General features: G+C 34.3%; 20 protein-coding genes. 16 read left to right on the top strand and 4 right to left on the bottom strand.

Translation table 11 applies throughout. From position 1 onward, the window contains the following. Positions 1-235 precede the first annotated feature (235 nt). A complete protein-coding gene (locus ACQY44_RS17590; RefSeq protein WP_428231604.1) occupies positions 236-622 on the top strand; it encodes a secretion protein in 387 nt (128 codons plus the stop codon). 56 nt (positions 623-678) lie between these two features. On the opposite strand, the gene ACQY44_RS17595 is transcribed toward ACQY44_RS17590, so the two are convergent. After that, on the bottom strand, positions 679-1,284 hold the full coding sequence (locus ACQY44_RS17595) for a hypothetical protein (protein WP_428231605.1): 606 nt from the start codon (positions 1,282-1,284) through the stop codon (positions 679-681). Between the two features lie 87 nt (positions 1,285-1,371). Then, entirely contained in the window at positions 1,372-1,779 is a 408-nt protein-coding gene (locus tag ACQY44_RS17600) for a helix-turn-helix domain-containing protein (protein WP_428231606.1), read from the bottom strand. A gap of 198 nt (positions 1,780-1,977) precedes the next feature. On the opposite strand from ACQY44_RS17600, the gene ACQY44_RS17605 reads away from it, so the two are divergent. From ACQY44_RS17605 to ACQY44_RS17615, 3 genes are all read left to right on the top strand, one after another. Further along, positions 1,978-2,295 carry a hypothetical protein gene (locus ACQY44_RS17605; RefSeq protein ID WP_428231607.1) on the top strand — a complete coding sequence of 106 codons (318 nt, stop codon included), beginning with the start codon at positions 1,978-1,980 and terminating at the stop codon, positions 2,293-2,295. A 326-nt stretch (positions 2,296-2,621) separates the two neighbouring features. Next, positions 2,622-3,137 carry a hypothetical protein gene (locus ACQY44_RS17610; protein WP_428231608.1) on the top strand — a complete coding sequence of 172 codons (516 nt, stop codon included), beginning with the start codon at positions 2,622-2,624 and terminating at the stop codon, positions 3,135-3,137. Positions 3,138-3,433: 296 nt separating this feature from the next. Next, on the top strand, positions 3,434-4,087 hold the full coding sequence (locus ACQY44_RS17615) for a hypothetical protein (protein WP_428231609.1): 654 nt from the start codon (positions 3,434-3,436) through the stop codon (positions 4,085-4,087). 209 nt (positions 4,088-4,296) lie between these two features. On the opposite strand, the gene ACQY44_RS17620 is transcribed toward ACQY44_RS17615, so the two are convergent. Further along, positions 4,297-7,737 carry a methylmalonyl-CoA mutase family protein gene (locus tag ACQY44_RS17620; protein WP_428231610.1) on the bottom strand — a complete coding sequence of 1,147 codons (3,441 nt, stop codon included), beginning with the start codon at positions 7,735-7,737 and terminating at the stop codon, positions 4,297-4,299. Between the two features lie 305 nt (positions 7,738-8,042). On the opposite strand from ACQY44_RS17620, the gene ACQY44_RS17625 reads away from it, so the two are divergent. From ACQY44_RS17625 to purU, 11 genes are all read left to right on the top strand, one after another. Then, on the top strand, positions 8,043-8,489 hold the full coding sequence (locus ACQY44_RS17625; RefSeq protein ID WP_428231611.1) for a hypothetical protein: 447 nt from the start codon (positions 8,043-8,045) through the stop codon (positions 8,487-8,489). A gap of 7 nt (positions 8,490-8,496) precedes the next feature. Further along, the gene (locus tag ACQY44_RS17630) at positions 8,497-9,609 is read left to right on the top strand and encodes a L,D-transpeptidase family protein (RefSeq protein ID WP_428231612.1); all 1,113 of its coding nucleotides are present in this window, start codon (positions 8,497-8,499) and stop codon (positions 9,607-9,609) included. A gap of 569 nt (positions 9,610-10,178) precedes the next feature. After that, positions 10,179-10,472: a hypothetical protein gene (locus ACQY44_RS17635; RefSeq protein WP_428231613.1), complete on the top strand. Its 294-nt coding sequence runs from the start codon at positions 10,179-10,181 to the stop codon at positions 10,470-10,472. 122 nt (positions 10,473-10,594) lie between these two features. Continuing rightward, a complete protein-coding gene (locus ACQY44_RS17640) occupies positions 10,595-11,146 on the top strand; it encodes a hypothetical protein (protein ID WP_428231614.1) in 552 nt (183 codons plus the stop codon). A 164-nt stretch (positions 11,147-11,310) separates the two neighbouring features. Further along, on the top strand, positions 11,311-11,505 hold the full coding sequence (locus tag ACQY44_RS17645; RefSeq protein WP_428231615.1) for a hypothetical protein: 195 nt from the start codon (positions 11,311-11,313) through the stop codon (positions 11,503-11,505). Then, positions 11,502-11,726 carry a cytochrome c oxidase assembly factor Coa1 family protein gene (locus ACQY44_RS17650; RefSeq protein ID WP_428231616.1) on the top strand — a complete coding sequence of 75 codons (225 nt, stop codon included), beginning with the start codon at positions 11,502-11,504 and terminating at the stop codon, positions 11,724-11,726. Before ACQY44_RS17645 ends, ACQY44_RS17650 begins: the two co-directional genes overlap by 4 nt. A gap of 112 nt (positions 11,727-11,838) precedes the next feature. Then, positions 11,839-12,459: a hypothetical protein gene (locus ACQY44_RS17655; protein ID WP_428231617.1), complete on the top strand. Its 621-nt coding sequence runs from the start codon at positions 11,839-11,841 to the stop codon at positions 12,457-12,459. Between the two features lie 24 nt (positions 12,460-12,483). Further along, positions 12,484-13,041: a hypothetical protein gene (locus ACQY44_RS17660; RefSeq protein WP_428231618.1), complete on the top strand. Its 558-nt coding sequence runs from the start codon at positions 12,484-12,486 to the stop codon at positions 13,039-13,041. A gap of 123 nt (positions 13,042-13,164) precedes the next feature. Beyond that, on the top strand, positions 13,165-13,365 hold the full coding sequence (locus ACQY44_RS17665; protein WP_428231619.1) for a hypothetical protein: 201 nt from the start codon (positions 13,165-13,167) through the stop codon (positions 13,363-13,365). A gap of 359 nt (positions 13,366-13,724) precedes the next feature. Then, positions 13,725-14,447 (top strand): DUF4197 domain-containing protein, encoded by a 723-nt coding sequence (locus ACQY44_RS17670; RefSeq protein WP_428231620.1) that lies wholly within the window; start codon positions 13,725-13,727, stop codon positions 14,445-14,447. A 95-nt stretch (positions 14,448-14,542) separates the two neighbouring features. Next, positions 14,543-15,397 carry a formyltetrahydrofolate deformylase gene (purU, locus tag ACQY44_RS17675; protein ID WP_428231621.1) on the top strand — a complete coding sequence of 285 codons (855 nt, stop codon included), beginning with the start codon at positions 14,543-14,545 and terminating at the stop codon, positions 15,395-15,397. Between the two features lie 427 nt (positions 15,398-15,824). On the opposite strand, the gene ACQY44_RS17680 is transcribed toward purU, so the two are convergent. Then, positions 15,825-17,318 carry a catalase gene (locus ACQY44_RS17680; protein ID WP_428231622.1) on the bottom strand — a complete coding sequence of 498 codons (1,494 nt, stop codon included), beginning with the start codon at positions 17,316-17,318 and terminating at the stop codon, positions 15,825-15,827. Between the two features lie 631 nt (positions 17,319-17,949). Between ACQY44_RS17680 and ACQY44_RS17685 the strand changes: the two genes are divergently transcribed. Then, on the top strand, positions 17,950-18,960 hold the full coding sequence (locus tag ACQY44_RS17685; protein ID WP_428231623.1) for an aldo/keto reductase: 1,011 nt from the start codon (positions 17,950-17,952) through the stop codon (positions 18,958-18,960). Positions 18,961-19,073: the final 113 nt, after the last annotated feature.

Genomic DNA, 19,073 nt, shown 5'->3' on the forward strand with positions numbered 1-19,073 from the left:
TCATTTTTAGAAAACTATTCTTAATAAATCTAAAAATCTGGTTTCTAAACCATTAAAAAAAATCAGCTAAAAACATCCAAGAGCCCAGTAAATACGTACATAGCTCAGACAAAACACAGAAACATCTTTAATTCAGCAATTTACACGTTAAAAAAAGTGATTTTTTTGCATAAAATTAAATTTCAATTTGTAGTTTTGGGCGTTCCACAAATAGTAATAAACAATTAAAAAAAACATGACAAATTTTACCAAAATGGGCTTAGTTGTTGCCGTATTTTTAACAACGATCTTTACTTATGCAATTGATGGAAAAGGGGATTATATTTTACATATAAAAACCGGAAACGGAAAAGTAGTTAGTTTTACTTTAAATGCCGTTGAGAAGTCAGTTTTTTCTATTTATGACGAAAACCATAATTTAGTGTACACAGGAGAATCTGCTACAGATAAATTAGAGATTTCAAAAACCTTAAGTTTAGAAGCATATCCTGCCGGAACTTATACCTTAGAAGTAAAAGAAAATGGTAAAGTAGCGAAACACGAAATTAATGTTTCTGCTAAAAAATCAAAAACTATTAAGCTTGATGAATCAGTAAACGAAAGTCCTTCGTTTCGTCGTTAATTGTTTTTTACATTAAAAACGAAAAGCATTCGTCGCGGCGAATGCTTTTTTTTAGCTTAAAATTTAAATTCTCTTCGAGCTGGTGGCGTATAACCTTCATTCCATTCGAGTTCAATGTATTTTGAAGCATGTTGTTTCATATCATCAAAGCCATCGAGTAAAATTGCTGAACCTCCATTTTTTACTGTTTCCTCTACCATCGTAAAAGTTAACAAAGCACCTTGAGGATCCAAGCCTGCTACATCAAATACTATATCTTTTGTTTTAGAAAGAGTTACATATAAATTCAACAGCTTTCGCTGAGTTCCTCCTAGCTTATTAATTCTGGTTTTTCTGGTAACATATTTATCTTCAAATAATTTCACAAGAAAAAGGTTTGAAAAATCGGTATGCTTTTTTAAATATCTATTTATAGTCGAGGGAAAAAAAATATCTTTAAAATTTGATTCTCTAAAAAAATCGACAAAAGTCATGTTTTTGTGTAAAGTAACATTTTCATGTTTTGTATTACCGCAAAAAATGTCTTTAAGATACATTTCTGTTTCATAAAAATGTTGTCCGTTGTATAAAAACAAAACGACTATCTCGCCTTCATACAAAACAAAAGGCGGTATATAAAAAGTATCTGTTTTAATTCCTTTATTTTCTAGTACAATTTTCATTATCGCGCTAAGATTTGTTTTTTGCTTTAAAATTGAAAAGCACCAACCGTGGCTGATGCTTTTTTTATGAATAGACTTTAGAAAAAATTATTTCCCTTGAAGTAATTTTTCCAGATATTCGATTTTATCTTGTTCCGCTTTTAGCAAACGTTCGTAAAGTTTTTTATTTTCTTCGTAAGATTCAACCAATTTATCTAACGGGTTGAAAGTACAATTATTAAGTCCAAAATAATTATTAGGACTTTCATTGAAAGTATTAAAATAATTAATTGCAGCTTCGTCTGAAAAATTCTTAATAGCTTCAACTGTTACACCAAGTGCTTTTGCAACTTCGATAAGTCTTTCTTCTTCTATAGTTTCGCTGTTTTCGATAGCAGATATTGTTTGCTGACTGATTCCTAAAGCCTGCGCCAAAGCTTCCTGTTTCATATCACGAAGTTCACGAATACGGCTGATCTTGCGCCCTATATGATTTGGTTTTGTTAGTGTGCTCATAATTCAAAGATAATAATTAAGTGTGAAAAACCTCAACTGGTAAAAAACTTATTTCGACTGTTCAGATACCAATCAAAACGGTTTGGTACGATACAATCTATTTCTTCCTTCGCTGAATCAAACAAAAGTACAATTTTTCTTATAATAAAATAATAAAAGTCTAATTGTAAAACGATTAATAACTAAAAAATATAAGCCATGGAAACTAATGAAATGAAAACTTTAGAGAACCTCAGAAAATTAACTGTCAAATATTGCAATAAGCTGACCGCTGATAAAACAGGCACTCACACAGCTCAAATTAAGCTACTCAATTATTATGAACTGGGCTGTACCATTACCGAAATCATAAAATTGTGTATTGTAGTTTTAGAGCAAGAAGCACATCAAACCTCAACCACAATTAAATATTCGCCTATCAATGTGGCGCTTATTTTAGAAATGGTGTTGGAGATGTTTCCTTTGGATGAATTTGAATTGATTACGGAAATTAATGAGGTGTTGGTTGGGGATTGAATTCTCTCCTCTCCATTTAAATATTCTGAATTGCTGTGCGAAGTCTCCTGACTTCGTACCGGTCGCTATATTCCGTTCCAAAATTATTACTTTTTATTCTCTTCGTGGATTATTGGAACGGGTACGAAGTCGGGAGACTTCGCACAGCAAACGTGAACACTTCGTAGAGCGGGGATAATATTAGTAAAAATAAAAAATTACATTCATGTATGTAAAGTTATTCAATAAATTAAAAGACTTTTGATGAATTATAAGAATTCTCTATATTTGGTGGCCTGTATGATTTTGTCATACATATGCAAGTTAATCTTAATTTCAATAAGTATATGGTAATTAATGAAGATGAATTGACTCGGACAAAGTTATTGGAAAATTCAATTAGTTTGTTTTCTGATTTCATGAATGTATTGTCAGACGGATATAATCCGACAATTCTCGATATAAAAATTAGCATCAACAAAAGATTGAATGATCGGGATCGATTTATATTCCCCTCTCCAAACAATATTGATACAGATTTTTTTTTTATAAACAAGATTCAACCAACAAGAAAAGATATTGATAGCATCAAAGAGAGAATAAATGAGAATTTTTCATGGTGCCTTGACCATTTAGCTACATTCAACAAAGCGCCTGATATATTCAAAAGCAATTATCATATTGACATTCTAAATCAATTAGTAGAAAAAGTAAAAAGTAACATTTTTGAACTGACCGACTTATGGATTGTAACCAGTTATGAATATTTGATTGATACAAAAGATGGAAGTTTAGTCAGAGTTCTTTTTATTCATTCTGACAATAAATCATTGATTTTAGACTTTGGAAATTATATTCATTAAAACTACCGCCAACAATACATATAAATCATAGCATACCTTTAATTTTATTATTTTCGTAAAAAAAAAATGGATTATATTAGTATAATTGTTTGCCTAGTTCCTATAATATTGATAATATCAGGGGCTCTATATTCCGTTCCAAAATTATTATTTTTTATTCTCTTCGTGGATTATTGGAACGGGTACGAAGTCGGGAGACTTCGCACAGCAAAAGTGAAGACTTCTTAGAGCGGGGTGCAACACTATAAAAAAGAATTAATAATTTATAGCTTTAATTTTACTATTTTCGTAAAAAAATGAAATGGATTACATTAGATATAATTGTCTGTATAGTTCCTTTAATATTGATAATACTAAGCTTTTTAACGCGTTTCTTTAAAAGATTGCAGCAAGAAGAACTACAAAGACAATTAGATATAACTTATTTAAATAGAAATAATTCATCTCCACTGTTATTACAACAGTTGATTAAAAAATCAATAAAATATCAAAATACTTGGGGAAAAATATTTTCATTTAAATTTAATTTAAAGGCAATAAATACTTTGAAATTAATTGCTTTTATTCCAGTAACAATTCTAACTTGTTTATTGTTAGAATTAACAATCAGAATGTCTAGTACCTATTTTGGAACAAATGAGCTTTACCCTAAACATGATTCAGAATCTATTAGATTTTTTTGCAATTGTGTTAGAATAGTTGGAATAATTTTTTCTTCAATTGTATTCATTCCAAGTAAACACAAAAAAGTTGGATTTATATTGGGATTTATATATTTTATTTCTTCGTTCTTTTTACCAAGTGAAATACATTTAGGAGAATTAACAATTGTAATCTATAAAGGTTTTACTTCATATATAGGAGGAATCTTTGGAATGATCGTTGCAATTTTTATTATAATCTGTGAAGACGCTTTTTACGATGACATATTAAGAAAAAAGCCTTTGTAAATTATATAAAAGTATAATCTGTAATGTAAACAACTCGTGGACATCAACTGAATTTTAATTTTGTTATATAAACTTTGGGTGCACGAGCGGGACGCTCGCACTAGCTGTGCGAAGTCAGGAGACTTCGCACAGCAAACAGTAATCTCCAGTGAAACAAAAAAACCTCCCATTATCTGAGAGGTTTTTCCATAAATATAAAATCTTAAATTCTACATATTCCTTCTATACTGCCCGCCAACTTCAAACAATGCCGAAGTAATCTGACCCAGCGAACAAACCTTTGTAGCTTCCATTAAATGGTCGAATAAGTTTTCGTTTTTAATGGCAGCTTCCTGTAGTTTGTTAAGATGCTCGTTTACTTTTGCTTCGTGAAACTGGTGTAAGTTATCCAGCATCGTAATTTGGTATTGTTTTTCTTCTTCGGTGGCGCGAATTACTTCTGCCGGAATTACCGTAGGAGAACCTTTTGAACTCAGGAACGTATTTACACCCACAATTGGGAAATCTCCGTTGTGTTTCAGGGTTTCATAATACAAACTTTCTTCCTGAATTTTAGAACGCTGGTACATTGTTTCCATTGCGCCAAGAACTCCGCCACGTTCTGTGATTCGGTCGAATTCCTGTAAAACGGCAGCTTCTACCAAATCGGTCAATTCTTCGATGATAAACGAACCTTGTATTGGGTTTTCGTTTTTCGCCAAACCTAATTCTTTATTGATAATCAACTGAATCGCCATGGCTCTACGCACAGATTCTTCGGTTGGTGTTGTAATTGCTTCGTCATAAGCATTAGTGTGCAATGAATTACAGTTATCATAAATGGCATACAAAGCCTGCAAAGTCGTTCTGATATCGTTAAAATCAATTTCCTGAGCGTGCAACGAACGTCCTGAAGTCTGAATATGATATTTTAGCATTTGTGCTCTTTCGTTGGCTCCGTATTTGTTTTTCATGGCTTTCGCCCAAATTTTACGCGCCACACGACCAATTACTGAATATTCAGGATCTACTCCGTTGGAGAAGAAGAATGATAAATTCGGTCCAAAATCGTTGATGCTCATGCCACGGCTCAGGTAATATTCCACGTAAGTGAAACCATTAGAAAGCGTAAAGGCTAATTGCGTAATTGGGTTCGCCCCTGCCTCAGCAATATGATATCCTGAAATCGAAACGGAATAAAAATTACGAACGTTTTTGGTAATAAAATATTCCTGAACGTCGCCCATTAATCTTAACGCAAATTCGGTAGAGAAAATACAGGTGTTTTGCGCCTGATCTTCTTTTAGAATATCGGCCTGAACCGTACCACGAACCTGTGATAAAGTTTTGGCTTTTATATCATTGTACACTTCCTGAGGCAAAACCTGATCTCCGGTAACACCCAAAAGCATTAACCCCAAACCGTTGTTTCCTTCCGGTAAATCGCCCTGGTATTTTGGGCGTTCAAGTCCTTTGTCTTTGTATATTTTGTTGATTTTAGCTTCAACTTCTTTTTCTAAATCGTTCTCCTTAATATAATACTCGCATTGCTGATCGATTGCGGCATTCATAAAAAAGCCTAACAACATTGGCGCCGGGCCGTTGATGGTCATACTTACCGATGTTAAAGCGTGTACCAGATCGAAACCTGAATACAGTTTTTTGGCATCATCAAGACAACAAATAGAAACTCCGGCATTCCCGATTTTTCCGTAAATATCAGGACGAATGTCGGGATCGTTTCCGTATAAAGTCACACTATCAAAAGCAGTCGAAAGTCGTTTTGCCGGCAATCCTGCACTCACATAATGAAAACGTTTATTGGTTCTTTCCGGTCCGCCCTCGCCTGCAAACATTCTTGACGGATCTTCGCCTTCACGCTTGAACGGATACAATCCTGAAGTAAACGGAAATTCTCCCGGAACATTTTCCTGCAAATTCCAACGCAGGATATCCCCCCAGGCTTCGTATTTAGGCAACGCTATTTTCGGAATCTGAATATGTGATAAACTCTCGGTATGGGTCGCGATTTTAATTTCTTTATCACGAACTTTAAACGTATAAACCGGATTTTTGTATTTGTTTACTTTCTCGTCCCAACTTAGGATAATTTCCCAATTGTAAGGATCTAAGTCCATTTTTACTTTATCAAACTGATTCAGTAAAAGGTTAAGGAAGATTCTGTTTTCGTCATGTGTTTCGGCTGCGTTTGGTAAAACGGTCGAGTCATCGATTCCTGCCTTATTAATTTGCGGAACTTTTCCTGAAACCGATTCAATCGTTTTAAAGATTCCGTATAATTTCTGTGCTACTTTTTGTTGCGAAAGTGCACTTTCGTCATACGATCTGTTGTTCTCTGCGATTTCAGATAAATAACGCGTTCTGTGAGGCGGAATCACAAAGATTTTCTCGCTCATTTCGCGTGTAATTTCAAAAGTCGATTTTAGATCTGAATCTGTTTTTTCGACAATTTTATCCATGATCGCTTTATAAAGTGTGTTCATTCCAGGATCGTTGAACTGCGATGCAATGGTTCCGAAAACCGGCATTTCATCCGGATTTTTATCCCATAAATTATGGTTGCGTTGGTATTGTTTCTTCACGTCACGAATGGCGTCAAGGGCACCTCTTTTATCGAACTTGTTCAAAGCTACCAAATCAGCAAAATCAAGCATGTCAATTTTCTCTAATTGTGTCGCCGCTCCAAATTCCGGAGTCATTACATATAAGGATACATCAGAATGGTCCATAATCTCAGTATCGGATTGACCAATTCCGGAAGTTTCCAGAATAATCAAATCATATTTTGCGGCCTTTAACACCTGAATCGCTTCGGCAACATATTTAGACAATGCCAAATTCGACTGACGTGTTGCCAGCGAACGCATATAAACACGAGGATTATTAATGGCATTCATTCTAATTCTGTCTCCTAACAATGCTCCGCCCGTTTTACGTTTCGAAGGATCGACAGAAATCAATCCGATTGTTTTTTCAGGAAAATCTATTAAAAAACGACGAACCAATTCATCTACCAAAGATGATTTTCCGGCTCCACCCGTTCCTGTAATTCCAAGAACCGGAATTTTAGAATTGGTATTACTGGTATGTATCTGGTCAAAAACCGGTTTGGCAATTTCGGGGAAATTCTCTGCTGCCGAAATTAATCGTGCAATGGCTGTAGGGATTTTATTTTCGATATGATCGATTTCTCCGTTTAGTTGATCTCCAATAGGATAATCAGAACGTTCGACCAAATCATTGATCATTCCTTGCAAACCTAGAGAACGGCCATCATCCGGAGAATAAATTCTGGTAATACCATAATCCTGCAGCTCAGCAATTTCGCTTGGCAGGATTACGCCGCCGCCGCCGCCAAAAATTTTGATATGTCCCGCTCCTTTTTCATGAAGCAAGTCATACATATATTTAAAGTATTCGTTGTGACCTCCCTGATAAGATGTCATGGCGATTGCATTGGCATCTTCCTGAATAGCGGTATTCACCACTTCTTCGACACTACGATCATGACCCAAATGAATTACTTCGACTCCGGTCGACTGAATAATACGACGCATAATGTTGATCGCCGCGTCATGACCATCAAAAAGGGAGGCTGCCGTTACAATTCTTACTTTATTTTTAGGAATATATGGTATTTGTTGTTCCATTTTATGAATATGATAATTTTAAGGGAGCAATTTACAAAATATTATAATGTTTGGTTATGCTAATATCTTTTTGTTAACAAAAAAAAATATCTTTCTAAATCTATAGGGGTAACATTTTGAATACTTATCTGATTTATCTTATATAAGTCTTATAGAATTGTTAATAACATGGAAATCTTGAAAAATTAAAACCAAATACAACAACTTGTTTCACAGACATCTAAAGTAATTTAGCATGGTAGAAAAGCCCCAAATTTTTACCCAAAACTTTTACCGTTAAGTAATAAATCGTAAAAATTTAAAAAATGAAAACATTTTATCCACTCACCGTAATTTTAAGTTTGAGTTTTCTTGTATCTTCTTTTAGCAGAGCAGAAAACGGCATTCACTCCTATAAAAAAACGTCCTCTATTGCAGCAGTTTATAACCCTTCAGAATCTGATGATTCAGACGAACTTTCAAATGACTTTTTTAAAAGATATTCAGATCTAAAAAAATACAAATCAGATGTTATGTCGTTATACAAAAACAGAACTTTGGGAACGATCTGGTTTGACGAAGATGATATTAATGAATTTGGGACTGCATTATACGAAAAAGCTAAAAAAACAAATGATTTGGTTGTTCCTTATCAAAATGAAATTGATGCACTTTTTTCTTCCTCAGCAACAAAGCTATCTAAAACAGATGCTGATATGCTTTTAAGTTCATTATATATTGCTTACGCAAAAAAAAAGCAATTCAGATACTAAGAAAAAAGTGTCTTATGATACTATGCTGAAAGATTTTCTAAACTACAGCACTATCGAAGAAGCAACTGCTTCTACAACTGAAGATGTAAAAGTAGAATACGATCAATATTACAAATTACAAGACGTTCTGAAAAAATATAAAAAAATAGAGCGCTCTAATAAATGGAAACCTATTGTTCCGGAAGAAACTCCTTATAAAGATTTACGCCCGGATGCTGTTTCAAACACGATTGCCCAGGTTAGAACCAGATTGTATCTGTTAGGAGATCTAAAAAACAATTCCAAAAGTAATGTTTACGACCGTGAACTGATGGACGCTGTAATGAAATATAAAGTGCGTAATGGTTTTAAACCCAACTACATTTTAGCAGAAGAACATATTAAAGAAATGAATGTGCCACTTGCTGATAAAATGGAAACACTAAAACTGAACATGGAGAGATGCCGTGCTATTTCAGCACAGATTGCCGCCAGCGATGAGTATGTTTTAGTCAATGTTCCTTCTTATGAATTAATTTATGTTAAAAACGGAAAAGTTCAATTGACCTCTAGTGTATTTGTTGGTGCGCCATTGACTAAAACAACCATTTTTAACAGTGAAATTGACAGAATCGTTTTCAGCCCTTACTGGACAGTGCCGCAAAGTATTGTGAACAATGAATTAAAAGGTAAAATCGCTGCAGATAAAAATTATCTGGCAGAAAAAAATATGGAAATTGTAAATGGTCAGGTAAGACAAAAACCAGGACCGGACAATTCATTAGGACTGGTAAAATTTATGTTTCCAAACCCGGATGATATCTATTTGCACGATACACCGTCTAAAACTTTATTCGATTTTGAAAAAAGAACTTTTAGTCATGGTTGTATCAACGTAAAAATGGCAAAAGAATTAGCTGTAGCAATGCTTAAAGATTATCCTGAATGGACTACCGATAAAATTGATAAAGCGATGGCGGGTAAAACAGAAAACAGTTTTAAATTGGCCAAAAAAGTGCCTATTTATATCACTTACTTCACTTCACTGGTAAATGAAAATGGCGAAATTGGTTTCTATCAGGATGTATATGAAAGAGATAGTGAAGTTCTTTCTCCTCAGGCAGCAGTAGTAGCGAACTAATACCTTTAAATTAAAATATTTTATGGCTTGTTTCTTTATTGAAGCAAGCCATTTTTATTGGCATAGTAATCTTTTTTCCATCTTACTTTTTCCATCTTACTTTTTCCATCTTACTTTTTCCATCTTACTTTTTCCATCTTACTTTTTCCATCTTACTTTTTCCATCTTACTTTTTCCATTTTACTTTTTCCATTTTACTTTTTCCATCTTACTTTTTTCATCTTACTTTTTTCATCTTACTTTTTTCATTTTACTTTTTTCATCCCCTTAACTCCTAACAATACCCTAATTTATTGGTTTTAAATCTTATTGTGGTATAAATTTTCATGAATTAAAATGAATCTTTGCCGTTAGGTCAAAAGTTAATGAATGAGCCTAAAACAGTCAAAATAAAACTGTCTTATGAGAACCACTTATCATTTCCTATTGATAAAACCGTATGAATAGAGTAAAGAAATCCAAGTACCTTATTCACAATAGCATTCATACAAAAGGTTGTAAATAAATTACAGCTCTATTATAAACAACAAAAAAATGAGAAGTTGGGCACTAATTCTTATTGTTTTTTTATGAATGGCAAAAACAATCATCAGGATTTAAAAAGAAATATTGGCAGTTTAATAATAGAAGCTAAAAAATCTGATGCAGACTCCCTTATTTCAGACTACACCAATATCGTAGAAAAAAAAGTGCAGGCCATGGCATTTGAACATATTCTTTTGGGATGTCGCTTTGCCAGCACGATCACTCCTTCTGACAGAAAAAAAAGCAAAACCTGCTTGAGCCAATATTCCATTTTTATTGAACCTTCAAATAGCAATTTACTGATACCCGACCATTTTGAATTTGATAAAAAAAAATAAAAGTGGCTGGACAATTTATCTACGTGAGGATTATCCAAAAGGAATATTCAGAAAAGAAGAAAATTTAGAGAAAGAAAAAATTTTCCGTTTTACTAAAATTAGAATTGTAAAAAACAACCAGAATGAGAAAATTCGATTTAGAAGCATTTAAAAACCATAAAAAAGACAACACTAACCACTGTCGATATAACACTATAAATGCACAAGGCGATAATGTTGAAATTTATCTTATAGAACACAACGATTGCTATCAGGAAAGCATCATCTATTTGAATACACCAATAAAAAAAAGGTATAAATATGATAAGAAAACCCTTAATCTCACAAAGGAAATAGAAAGCTTCTATGACTGTGTTATTGGTTTTCAAAGAGAATATAATGAGCAGCAAGAGTTAATAAAAGAGATCAATCACGACAAACCGTATCCGTTTAGCTGGCAGGACCTGGTACAGAAAATGAAACACGAGTATGGTATCAATCTAATGGATGAAAAAGACCAGATCAGGAACAATAATTATGTATCCTCTCTCTCCAGAAGCTTTCAATTAATGAAGTACTTTATTGATATTCCGTGCACTTTTATTCCTCATGGAATACGCGAAGAAAAATTTGAAATTGATGCTTCTACGGGAAGGACTTTATTCTATGTTGGAAACAGAAAAAAAATAAATTGAAATAGGTCACGTCCGCGGACACAACATGATGTACTAGTCTTTAACCTTATCATATTATTTATACCGTTTTTTGAAAACCAAAAAGAATGTCCTTGTTTTAAATTTTAAATAGAATAATAGTATCTTTCTAACCTGAAACTCAAATCTAAAATTATATTTTAATTATGGAAGATGATTATGTTGAAGTTAGAAAAAGTTGGTGGGAAAGAAACTGGAAATGGTTCGTACCAACAGGATGTGTAAGCCTTTTACTGATTTTTATCGTATTTATCGCCAGCATTTTCTTTGGCGTTACTTCGATGATGAAAGATTCTGATGCCTATAAAGGAGCTATGAATTACAAAAAAATAAGTTGGTGATAGAGAAACTCGGAAGTCCAATTGAAGATGACGGAATGACTTCGGGCAGCATTAATATGATCAACGACGGTGGAAATTGTAACTTACAAATTCCGATAAAAGGCCCAAAAGGAAAAGGAACTGTATTTGTGGTTGCAGAAAAAAGAGGTACCTGGAAATACAGCGAAATGAGCGTTTTTATCACAGCTACAAAAGAAGAGATTGATTTACTGAAGCAATAATTACATATAAAATACAGGCAGATTTCCTTAACAGGTTTCTGCCTTTTTTATTGACAAAAACAATATTAGATACAGTACCTTTATCGACAATAAATTTTTACATTTTTTGATCATGACTATCCGCCTGCTTACTTTATTATTTCTTTTTAATTTTTGCACTTCAGTATTTTCCCAAGCAAATGCAACAACCCAAACCACAATAAACAAATCCTCTACAGCTACTGTAGTGCAGGATATTTATATCAAAATATTGTGGCTGGACCAAAATGGTGTACTTCAACTCAATACCAATTACATCAAAACATTAACTGATCAGCAGCGTGCCGCTTTAGGTTATATTGCAACTGATGTTAGCAATGAATGTCATTGGGATGGCGATAAAAAAGCAGATGCAAGCAATTTGAAATGTAAATTTCTTTCAGCACTTAATTTAGGCTATCAATGTTCTGATACCCATTTGTCTTTTTTGAAAAAATGGTTTAAAGAAGATACAAAAGTTCTGGAAAGATTACAATATTGTCAAAAAACGGAATCCTCAGCAAAAATTCAGGATCGTTTTTCTGAAATAAAAATGATGACTAGTATAAATACCATCAAAATTATTTACAGTGCAGTTGGTGAAGATTCAGAAAAACAAAAAACATGGAGATGGCAGGAAGAATCTACCTATACTTTTACCAAAAACGGCATTAAACAAATAAACCGTAAAAATATTAATGGGGAGTATAATTAAAAGTATCAGCAGCAAACCAAACAAATGAAATTATTCTTTTTATCTCTTAGTTTACTGCAATGTATTTGCGCAACAGCACAATCTGATGCCAAATATCAGGTTTTTACCAATAGAGTAAAACAATTTTCAAAACCTGTCAAAGTTTTATCTAATTACATTGATAAAAAAGGAAATGGTCCCATTGAATTTACCAATGCTAAAAAACAAATACTCCGTTTTCGTGTCGCCAATCAAAAATTACAAATACAGCATGGTGGAATTGCCTATCAGCTTTTCTATTATAAAAATGGGTATGTGCAACGAATTGAGACATTTGATACAAATGGCAATTTAGCCGGAGAAAGGGAATCCAAAAATGAAGCAGGCGTCGCTTTTATTATCGAAAAACCCGATTTATATGTAAAGAAAAAGAAATTAATTGATGCTGCAGAGGGCAATATTGATTTAAAAGACGATACCAACGAAAAAATTATACGGGTAGAATTATTCGATCAGAACAACCTCCCGATAAGAGAATTTCAACCGACTTATATCTCCAGCAAAATATATTGGGATTATAATGTCAGGATGTATTGGCCGTGATTTTTAAGATGCGTAGTGGCTAAAGTTGCTAAGATTCTAAGTTATTTCAATCGCACTTATGTCATCTCGAAGAATGAGAGATCACACAAGAAGAGCACGTTGCAAAATTAAATAAACCAAATTATGGCAAAAGAGCCTTTCGCTGCCCAACTAACATCTCTCTGGATTGGTGCCTTTTTCTTTTGGATGATAAAAGGTTTTAGAGGGAAACTAAGTGATCAATTTATACTGCAATTTGAAAAAAGAAATATTTGGATAGGGTACTGTATTCAATTATTTTTCATCGTAATAATTATCAATTATATAATTGAAGGCACACCATGAATGACATCAATTTTAGGTGCATTTATTATGAAGTAATTCTTGTAAATTAGTGTAATTCGTGGCGAAACTTTTTCAGCCCTTCTATATTTTTAGCTTACTTTCTCCAAAAAAATGGTGATTATATCCCAATTCGAATTGAATTTTAAAACACAAAACCGTCACGCCTTAAAAACCCGAAAAAGGCTCATCCAGCCCCGATGGCAGTGGAAATCCTTTTGATTTTTTTTTAAAAGCAAAAGATTACAACGAACAGCGGGACGAATGTTAATTATAAAACAAATTCTTATGCTCCAGTAATAAAATTGTGGCTTTATTTTTGAATAAGTAGTATTTTTGAAACTTATATATACCCCAACCTAATGAAAAAGATTTTAATTTTATCGCTTTGTATTTCTCTAAGTTCTTATGCTCAGGTAAAAGAAACTTTAGCCCAAAAACTTTCACGATTATCTACTCAAATTGCAGGAGTGGGCGGCGTTGATATTGCTTCCGGATTAAAAGAGGCTTTAAACAAAGGAATCACAGAACAAGTGAGTAAACTGACTGCCGAAGACGGGTTTTATAAAAATGAAGCGGTAAAGATCCTAATGCCGGCAGAATTGCAAAAAGTTGACGCGACGTTGCGTAGAGTTGGATTGTCTTCTCTTGCTGATGAGGGGATTAAAGTACTCAATCGTGCTGCCGAAGATGCTGTAAAAGAAGCTACCCCAATATTTGTTTCGGCTGTAAAAAACATGTCATTCACAGATGCTAAAAACATCTTATTAGGAAATGAAAGTGCTGCCACCACTTACTTACAAAAAGGTACTACTACGGCTTTGTACGGAAAATTTAATCCGGTGATAAAAAGCTCTTTTGAAAAAGTGGGTGCTGATGTCGTTTGGAAAAATATCATCAACAAATACAACACGATCCCTTTAGTAAAAAAAGTAAACCCGGATTTGACTGATTATACAACCAATCAGGCTTTGGCTGGTGTTTTTAAAATGATTGCTGTTGAAGAAAAAGACATCCGTACCAATATAAATGCAAGAACAACACCTTTACTACAAAAAGTGTTTGCTATGCAGGATAAAAAATAATTTTTCGCCATGAATTTCATTAATTTACACTAATTCTATTTGTGAAATTCGTGGCAAATATCAAAAAACTATAAACAACCCACCAATAAACTAAAATGCAAAAAATAACCATTCTGATTCACTGTAAAGACCAAAAAGGAATTATCGCCGCAGTGACTACTTTTATCGCTAAAGTAGAAGGAAATATTACCTACATTGACCAGCATGTTGATGTAGAGCAAAATGTATTTTTTATGCGATTGGAATGTGAACTGACCAATCATCATATTACAATTGAAGATCTGAAAATCGATTTTGACCAGACTATTGCCTCTGATTTTGATATGTCGTGGGATTTGTACAACCAGGAACAAAAACCAAAAATGGCCCTGTTTGTATCCAAATACGATCACTGTTTGTTTGACATTTTAGGACGTTACAGCGCCGGAGAACTGAATGTTGAAATTCCCCTCATCATTAGCAATCATAACGATTTAAGATCGATTGCAGAACGATTTGATATTCCGTTTCACTGCGTTCCTTTTACCAAAGACCATAAAGAAGAAGGCGAAGCCAAACAAATTGAATTATTGCAACGCTACCAAATCAACTTTATCGTTTTGGCGCGCTATATGCAGATCATTACCCCTAAATTGATCTCGCTTTACGAAAATAAAATCATCAATATCCACCATTCGTTTTTACCTGCATTTCCGGGCGCAAAGCCTTACCATTCAGCTTTTAAGCGTGGTGTGAAAATTATTGGGGCAACCAGCCACTATGTTACAGCCGAATTAGACGAAGGCCCAATTATCGAACAGGATATTGCGAGAGTTTCGCACATACATTCCGTTGATGATTTTATCATGAAAGGACGAGACCTGGAACGTATTGTTCTGGCCCGCGCTATAAAACTGCATGCAGAACGTAAGACTATGGTTTATAGTAATAAGACGGTTGTTTTTTCTTAGTAACTAAGTTTCTAAGGCACTAAGATGCTAAGTTTTTTTTTACCGCAAAGTGCACGAAGGGTTACGCAAAGAACGCTAAGTTTTTTATGTTTAATGTTCATGATTTTATGAAGATCGCAAAGCTTTGTCTATAATTATTGGCCACAGATTAAGCAGCTTTAAACTGGTTTTCGCTGGTTTAAACCGTAACCCGGCCCTAAAATATAGATCAGGCCAAAGGCTTTTATAGTTCCAAAGGAACGAATTATATTGTAGGGCCGGACTTCAGTCCGGTTTACATAAAAAGAATATTTGTTTATATCAAATAGCAAACCCGATAGATTTTAAAAATCTATTGGGTTATTTTTTTTGAAATATGTTGAGGATTTAGAATCGAATCTTTGTCAAAGTTTAAAACTTTGACAAAGATTGTTGTCTACAGAAAAATCTATCGTACTTCGATTAATAATCTTGGATCAGAAAAATTATTTACTTCATCGATCGTCATTCCCAAAGCATTTGCTACTCCTGTTCCGTATGCCGGATCGGCTTTGTAACAATTGCGAATGTGTCTTACCTGAATAAATTTCTGGGCTCCCCCTACTTGTCCGGCGGTATTTTTGAACAATAATTGTTTTTTCTCCTCAGTTAATAAGTTGAACAACAAACCAGGCTGCGTGAAATAATCATTATCATCATCTCTGAAGTTATGTGCATAAGCGTCGCCATGAAGTGCCAATGGTGGTTCTTTAAATTCTGGTTGTTCCTGCCATTCTCCAAAACTATTTGGTTCGTAATGTTTACGCCCTCCGTTATTTCCGTCTACGCGCATTGCTCCATCTCTGTGAAAAGTATTATACGGACATCTGGACGAGTTTACCGGAATTTGGTAATTGTTTACTCCTAAACGGTAACGGTGTGCATCTCCGTAAGAAAACAAACGGGCCTGCAACATTTTATCCGGTGAAAAACTAATTCCTGGTGGAACGTGCGCCGGATTAAAGGCAGCTTGTTCTACTTCGGCAAAATAGTTTTCCGGGTTTTTATTCAATTCAAATTCTCCAACAGGAATTAACGGAAAATCGCCTTTTAGCCAAACTTTCGTCAAATCAAAAGGATGAAAACGATACGTAGAAGCTTGTTCTTCGCTCATGATCTGAACAAACATTTTCCATTTCGGAAAATTGCCTTCTTCAATAGCATCAAACAAATCTCTTTGATGACTTTCTCTGTCGCCACCTACTAACAGTGCCGCTTCTTCATCAGATAAATTATCAATTCCTTGTTGTGATACGAAATGAAATTTTACATAATTTCTCTCGTTTTGAGCATTTAAGAAACTAAACGTGTGACTTCCAAATCCGTGCATTTGTCTGTACGATCTCGGAATTCCTCTATCGCTCATTACTATGGTAACCTGATGTAAAGCTTCGGGTAATAAGGTCCAAAAATCCCAGTTGTTATCAGCACTTCTTAAATTGGTTTTTGGATCACGTTTTACAGCGTGATTTAAATCAGGAAACTTCATTGGGTCACGGAAAAAGAAAACCGGCGTATTATTCCCTACCAAATCCCAATTTCCTTCGTTTGTATAAAATTTTAAAGCAAAACCACGAATGTCTCTTTCGGCATCAGCTGCACCCCTTTCACCTGCAACGGTTGAAAAACGTGCAAACATTTCGGTTTTTTTTCCAATTTCCGAAAACAGATCGGCTCTGGTGTATTTGGTAATATCGTGAGTTACAGTAAAAGTCCCGTAAGCTCCGGAACCTTTGGCATGCATTCTGCGTTCCGGAATAACCTCACGATCAAAATGTGCCATTTTTTCTAAAAACCAAAAATCTTGTAATAAAACAGGACCACGAGGTCCTGCAGTTTGAATATTTTGATTGTCCGGAACGGGAGTTCCCGTTGCAGTTGTTAATTTTTTGTTTGAATCCATAATGCTGATATTTAATGTTTTATCAAATGTACAAACTTATCTTTACGATATTCATAACCAAAATTGATTGTTATTATATTTTAATAATTAAAAGTTATTTAACGTTGCAGAAAGCTCAGAATCCACTATTAAAAAATCTTAACTTATGTTCAACAAAGTAATAACAAAACCTTAACAGCTAAACATCCATTTATGTTAGATCTTTGTAGTGTAATAAACTGGTTATTTATTATTTTGGTTTTGGTTAGTTAAATGATGCCGGCGTCTTCGAGATGCCGGCATTCTTTTTTTATTGCAATTTGGGTTTCAGGTTTCTTTGTTTCAGGTTTCAGGTTTCAGGTTGATTGACTTTGAACTTAGTTTTTACCGCAGAGTTTCACAATTTTTTTTATTATAGAACATAGTCTGCTAGTTTTCACACCAAGCTTTGTGAAACTCTGCGCAAATCTTTGTTTCACTTTGTGGTATATCATTTTAGGGGTAATTCTTACTATCCAACAACCTGAAACCTGAAACCTGAAACAAAAACTACATTTTGGATACAACTACAAGAGATTTAGATACTTTATAAAAGTAAAACCCACGGATCTTTGTCTTATAATTTTCAAACTAAAAACTTAAAACAGAAGTTATGAATAGTATCCACAAAATAAAATTAGGAAATCAGGGACTTATTGTTCCTAATATTGGTTTAGGCTGTATGGGAATGACCCAGATTGCCGGTGCTGACATCTATGGCAAAGCTGATGAAAAAGAAGCCATTGCCACCATTCACCGTTCGCTTGAACTGGGGGGAAACTTTCTGGACACCGCAGATTTATACGGACCACTACACAACGAAAGATTAATAGCAAAAGCCATAAAAGGCAATAGAAACGCCTATAGTATTGCTACTAAATTTGGTTTTGAAATTGACGATAACGAACAACTTACCTGGAAATTTAACGGTAAAAAAGATTACGTCAAAAAAGCTGTTGAGCGTTCTCTGAAAAACTTAAGAACAGATTACATCGATTTATACTACCTGCACAGGCTTGATCCTGACACGCCAATCGAAGAAACCGTCGCAGCTATGGCAGAATTGGTAAAAGAAGGAAAAGTGGGTTACATCGGCTTATCTGAAGTTTCATCCCAAACCATTCGCAAAGCGCATGCAATTCATCCCCTGACAGCTATTCAAACCGAATATTCATTATTTGAAAGAAGTGCCGAAGAAGATGGGATATTGGATACACTAAAAGAATTAGGAATTGGTTTTGTTGCTTACTCTCCGCTTGGCAGAGGTTTTCTTTCCGGAGATATTAAAAGTCCCGACGATTTCCCGGATGACGATTTTAGAAAAGCTTTACCTCGTTTTCAGGGAGAGCAATTCCAGAAAAACATTCAATTGGTGCATGAAATCAAGAAAATGGCCGAAGAAAAAGAAATTACAGCTTCACAATTAGCACTTTCGTGGATTGTCTCTAAAAATATTTTACCAATTCCGGGAACAAAACGGGTAAAATATGTCGAAGAAAATATCGCAGCAGCTCAAATAACATTAACCACAGATGAGATGAATCGCTTAGAAAAAATTATTCCGCTGGGAACTGAAACCGGAATACGTTATGATGCCGCTAATATGGCTTCTGTTGATCAATAAGACTTCGGGATTGCACGCGGATGATACGGATTCGTTAAAGCGAAAACGCAGATTTATGCGGATTTTTATAATGAATTTTATTGTTTGTATGTCAGGCTGAGCAAGGTCAAAGG

This window comes from Flavobacterium sp., from assembly GCF_965277525.1.
Lineage (GTDB): Bacteria > Bacteroidota > Bacteroidia > Flavobacteriales > Flavobacteriaceae > Flavobacterium.

Bases quoted from the DNA above. Each gene is read 5' to 3' on its own strand.
- ACQY44_RS17590 (WP_428231604.1), top strand. From the start codon at position 236: ATGACAAATTTTACCAAAATGGGCTTAGTTGTTGCCGTATTTTTAACA.
- ACQY44_RS17595 (WP_428231605.1), bottom strand. From the start codon at position 1,284: ATGAAAATTGTACTAGAAAATAAAGGAATTAAAACAGATACTTTTTAT.
- ACQY44_RS17600 (WP_428231606.1), bottom strand. From the start codon at position 1,779: ATGAGCACACTAACAAAACCAAATCATATAGGGCGCAAGATCAGCCGT.
- ACQY44_RS17605 (WP_428231607.1), top strand. From the start codon at position 1,978: ATGGAAACTAATGAAATGAAAACTTTAGAGAACCTCAGAAAATTAACT.
- ACQY44_RS17610 (WP_428231608.1), top strand. From the start codon at position 2,622: ATGGTAATTAATGAAGATGAATTGACTCGGACAAAGTTATTGGAAAAT.
- ACQY44_RS17615 (WP_428231609.1), top strand. From the start codon at position 3,434: ATGAAATGGATTACATTAGATATAATTGTCTGTATAGTTCCTTTAATA.
- ACQY44_RS17620 (WP_428231610.1), bottom strand. From the start codon at position 7,737: ATGGAACAACAAATACCATATATTCCTAAAAATAAAGTAAGAATTGTA.
- ACQY44_RS17625 (WP_428231611.1), top strand. From the start codon at position 8,043: ATGAAAACATTTTATCCACTCACCGTAATTTTAAGTTTGAGTTTTCTT.
- ACQY44_RS17635 (WP_428231613.1), top strand. From the start codon at position 10,179: ATGAATGGCAAAAACAATCATCAGGATTTAAAAAGAAATATTGGCAGT.
- ACQY44_RS17640 (WP_428231614.1), top strand. From the start codon at position 10,595: ATGAGAAAATTCGATTTAGAAGCATTTAAAAACCATAAAAAAGACAAC.
- ACQY44_RS17645 (WP_428231615.1), top strand. From the start codon at position 11,311: ATGGAAGATGATTATGTTGAAGTTAGAAAAAGTTGGTGGGAAAGAAAC.
- ACQY44_RS17655 (WP_428231617.1), top strand. From the start codon at position 11,839: ATGACTATCCGCCTGCTTACTTTATTATTTCTTTTTAATTTTTGCACT.
- ACQY44_RS17660 (WP_428231618.1), top strand. From the start codon at position 12,484: ATGAAATTATTCTTTTTATCTCTTAGTTTACTGCAATGTATTTGCGCA.
- ACQY44_RS17665 (WP_428231619.1), top strand. From the start codon at position 13,165: ATGGCAAAAGAGCCTTTCGCTGCCCAACTAACATCTCTCTGGATTGGT.
- ACQY44_RS17670 (WP_428231620.1), top strand. From the start codon at position 13,725: ATGAAAAAGATTTTAATTTTATCGCTTTGTATTTCTCTAAGTTCTTAT.
- purU (WP_428231621.1), top strand. From the start codon at position 14,543: ATGCAAAAAATAACCATTCTGATTCACTGTAAAGACCAAAAAGGAATT.
- ACQY44_RS17680 (WP_428231622.1), bottom strand. From the start codon at position 17,318: ATGGATTCAAACAAAAAATTAACAACTGCAACGGGAACTCCCGTTCCG.
- ACQY44_RS17685 (WP_428231623.1), top strand. From the start codon at position 17,950: ATGAATAGTATCCACAAAATAAAATTAGGAAATCAGGGACTTATTGTT.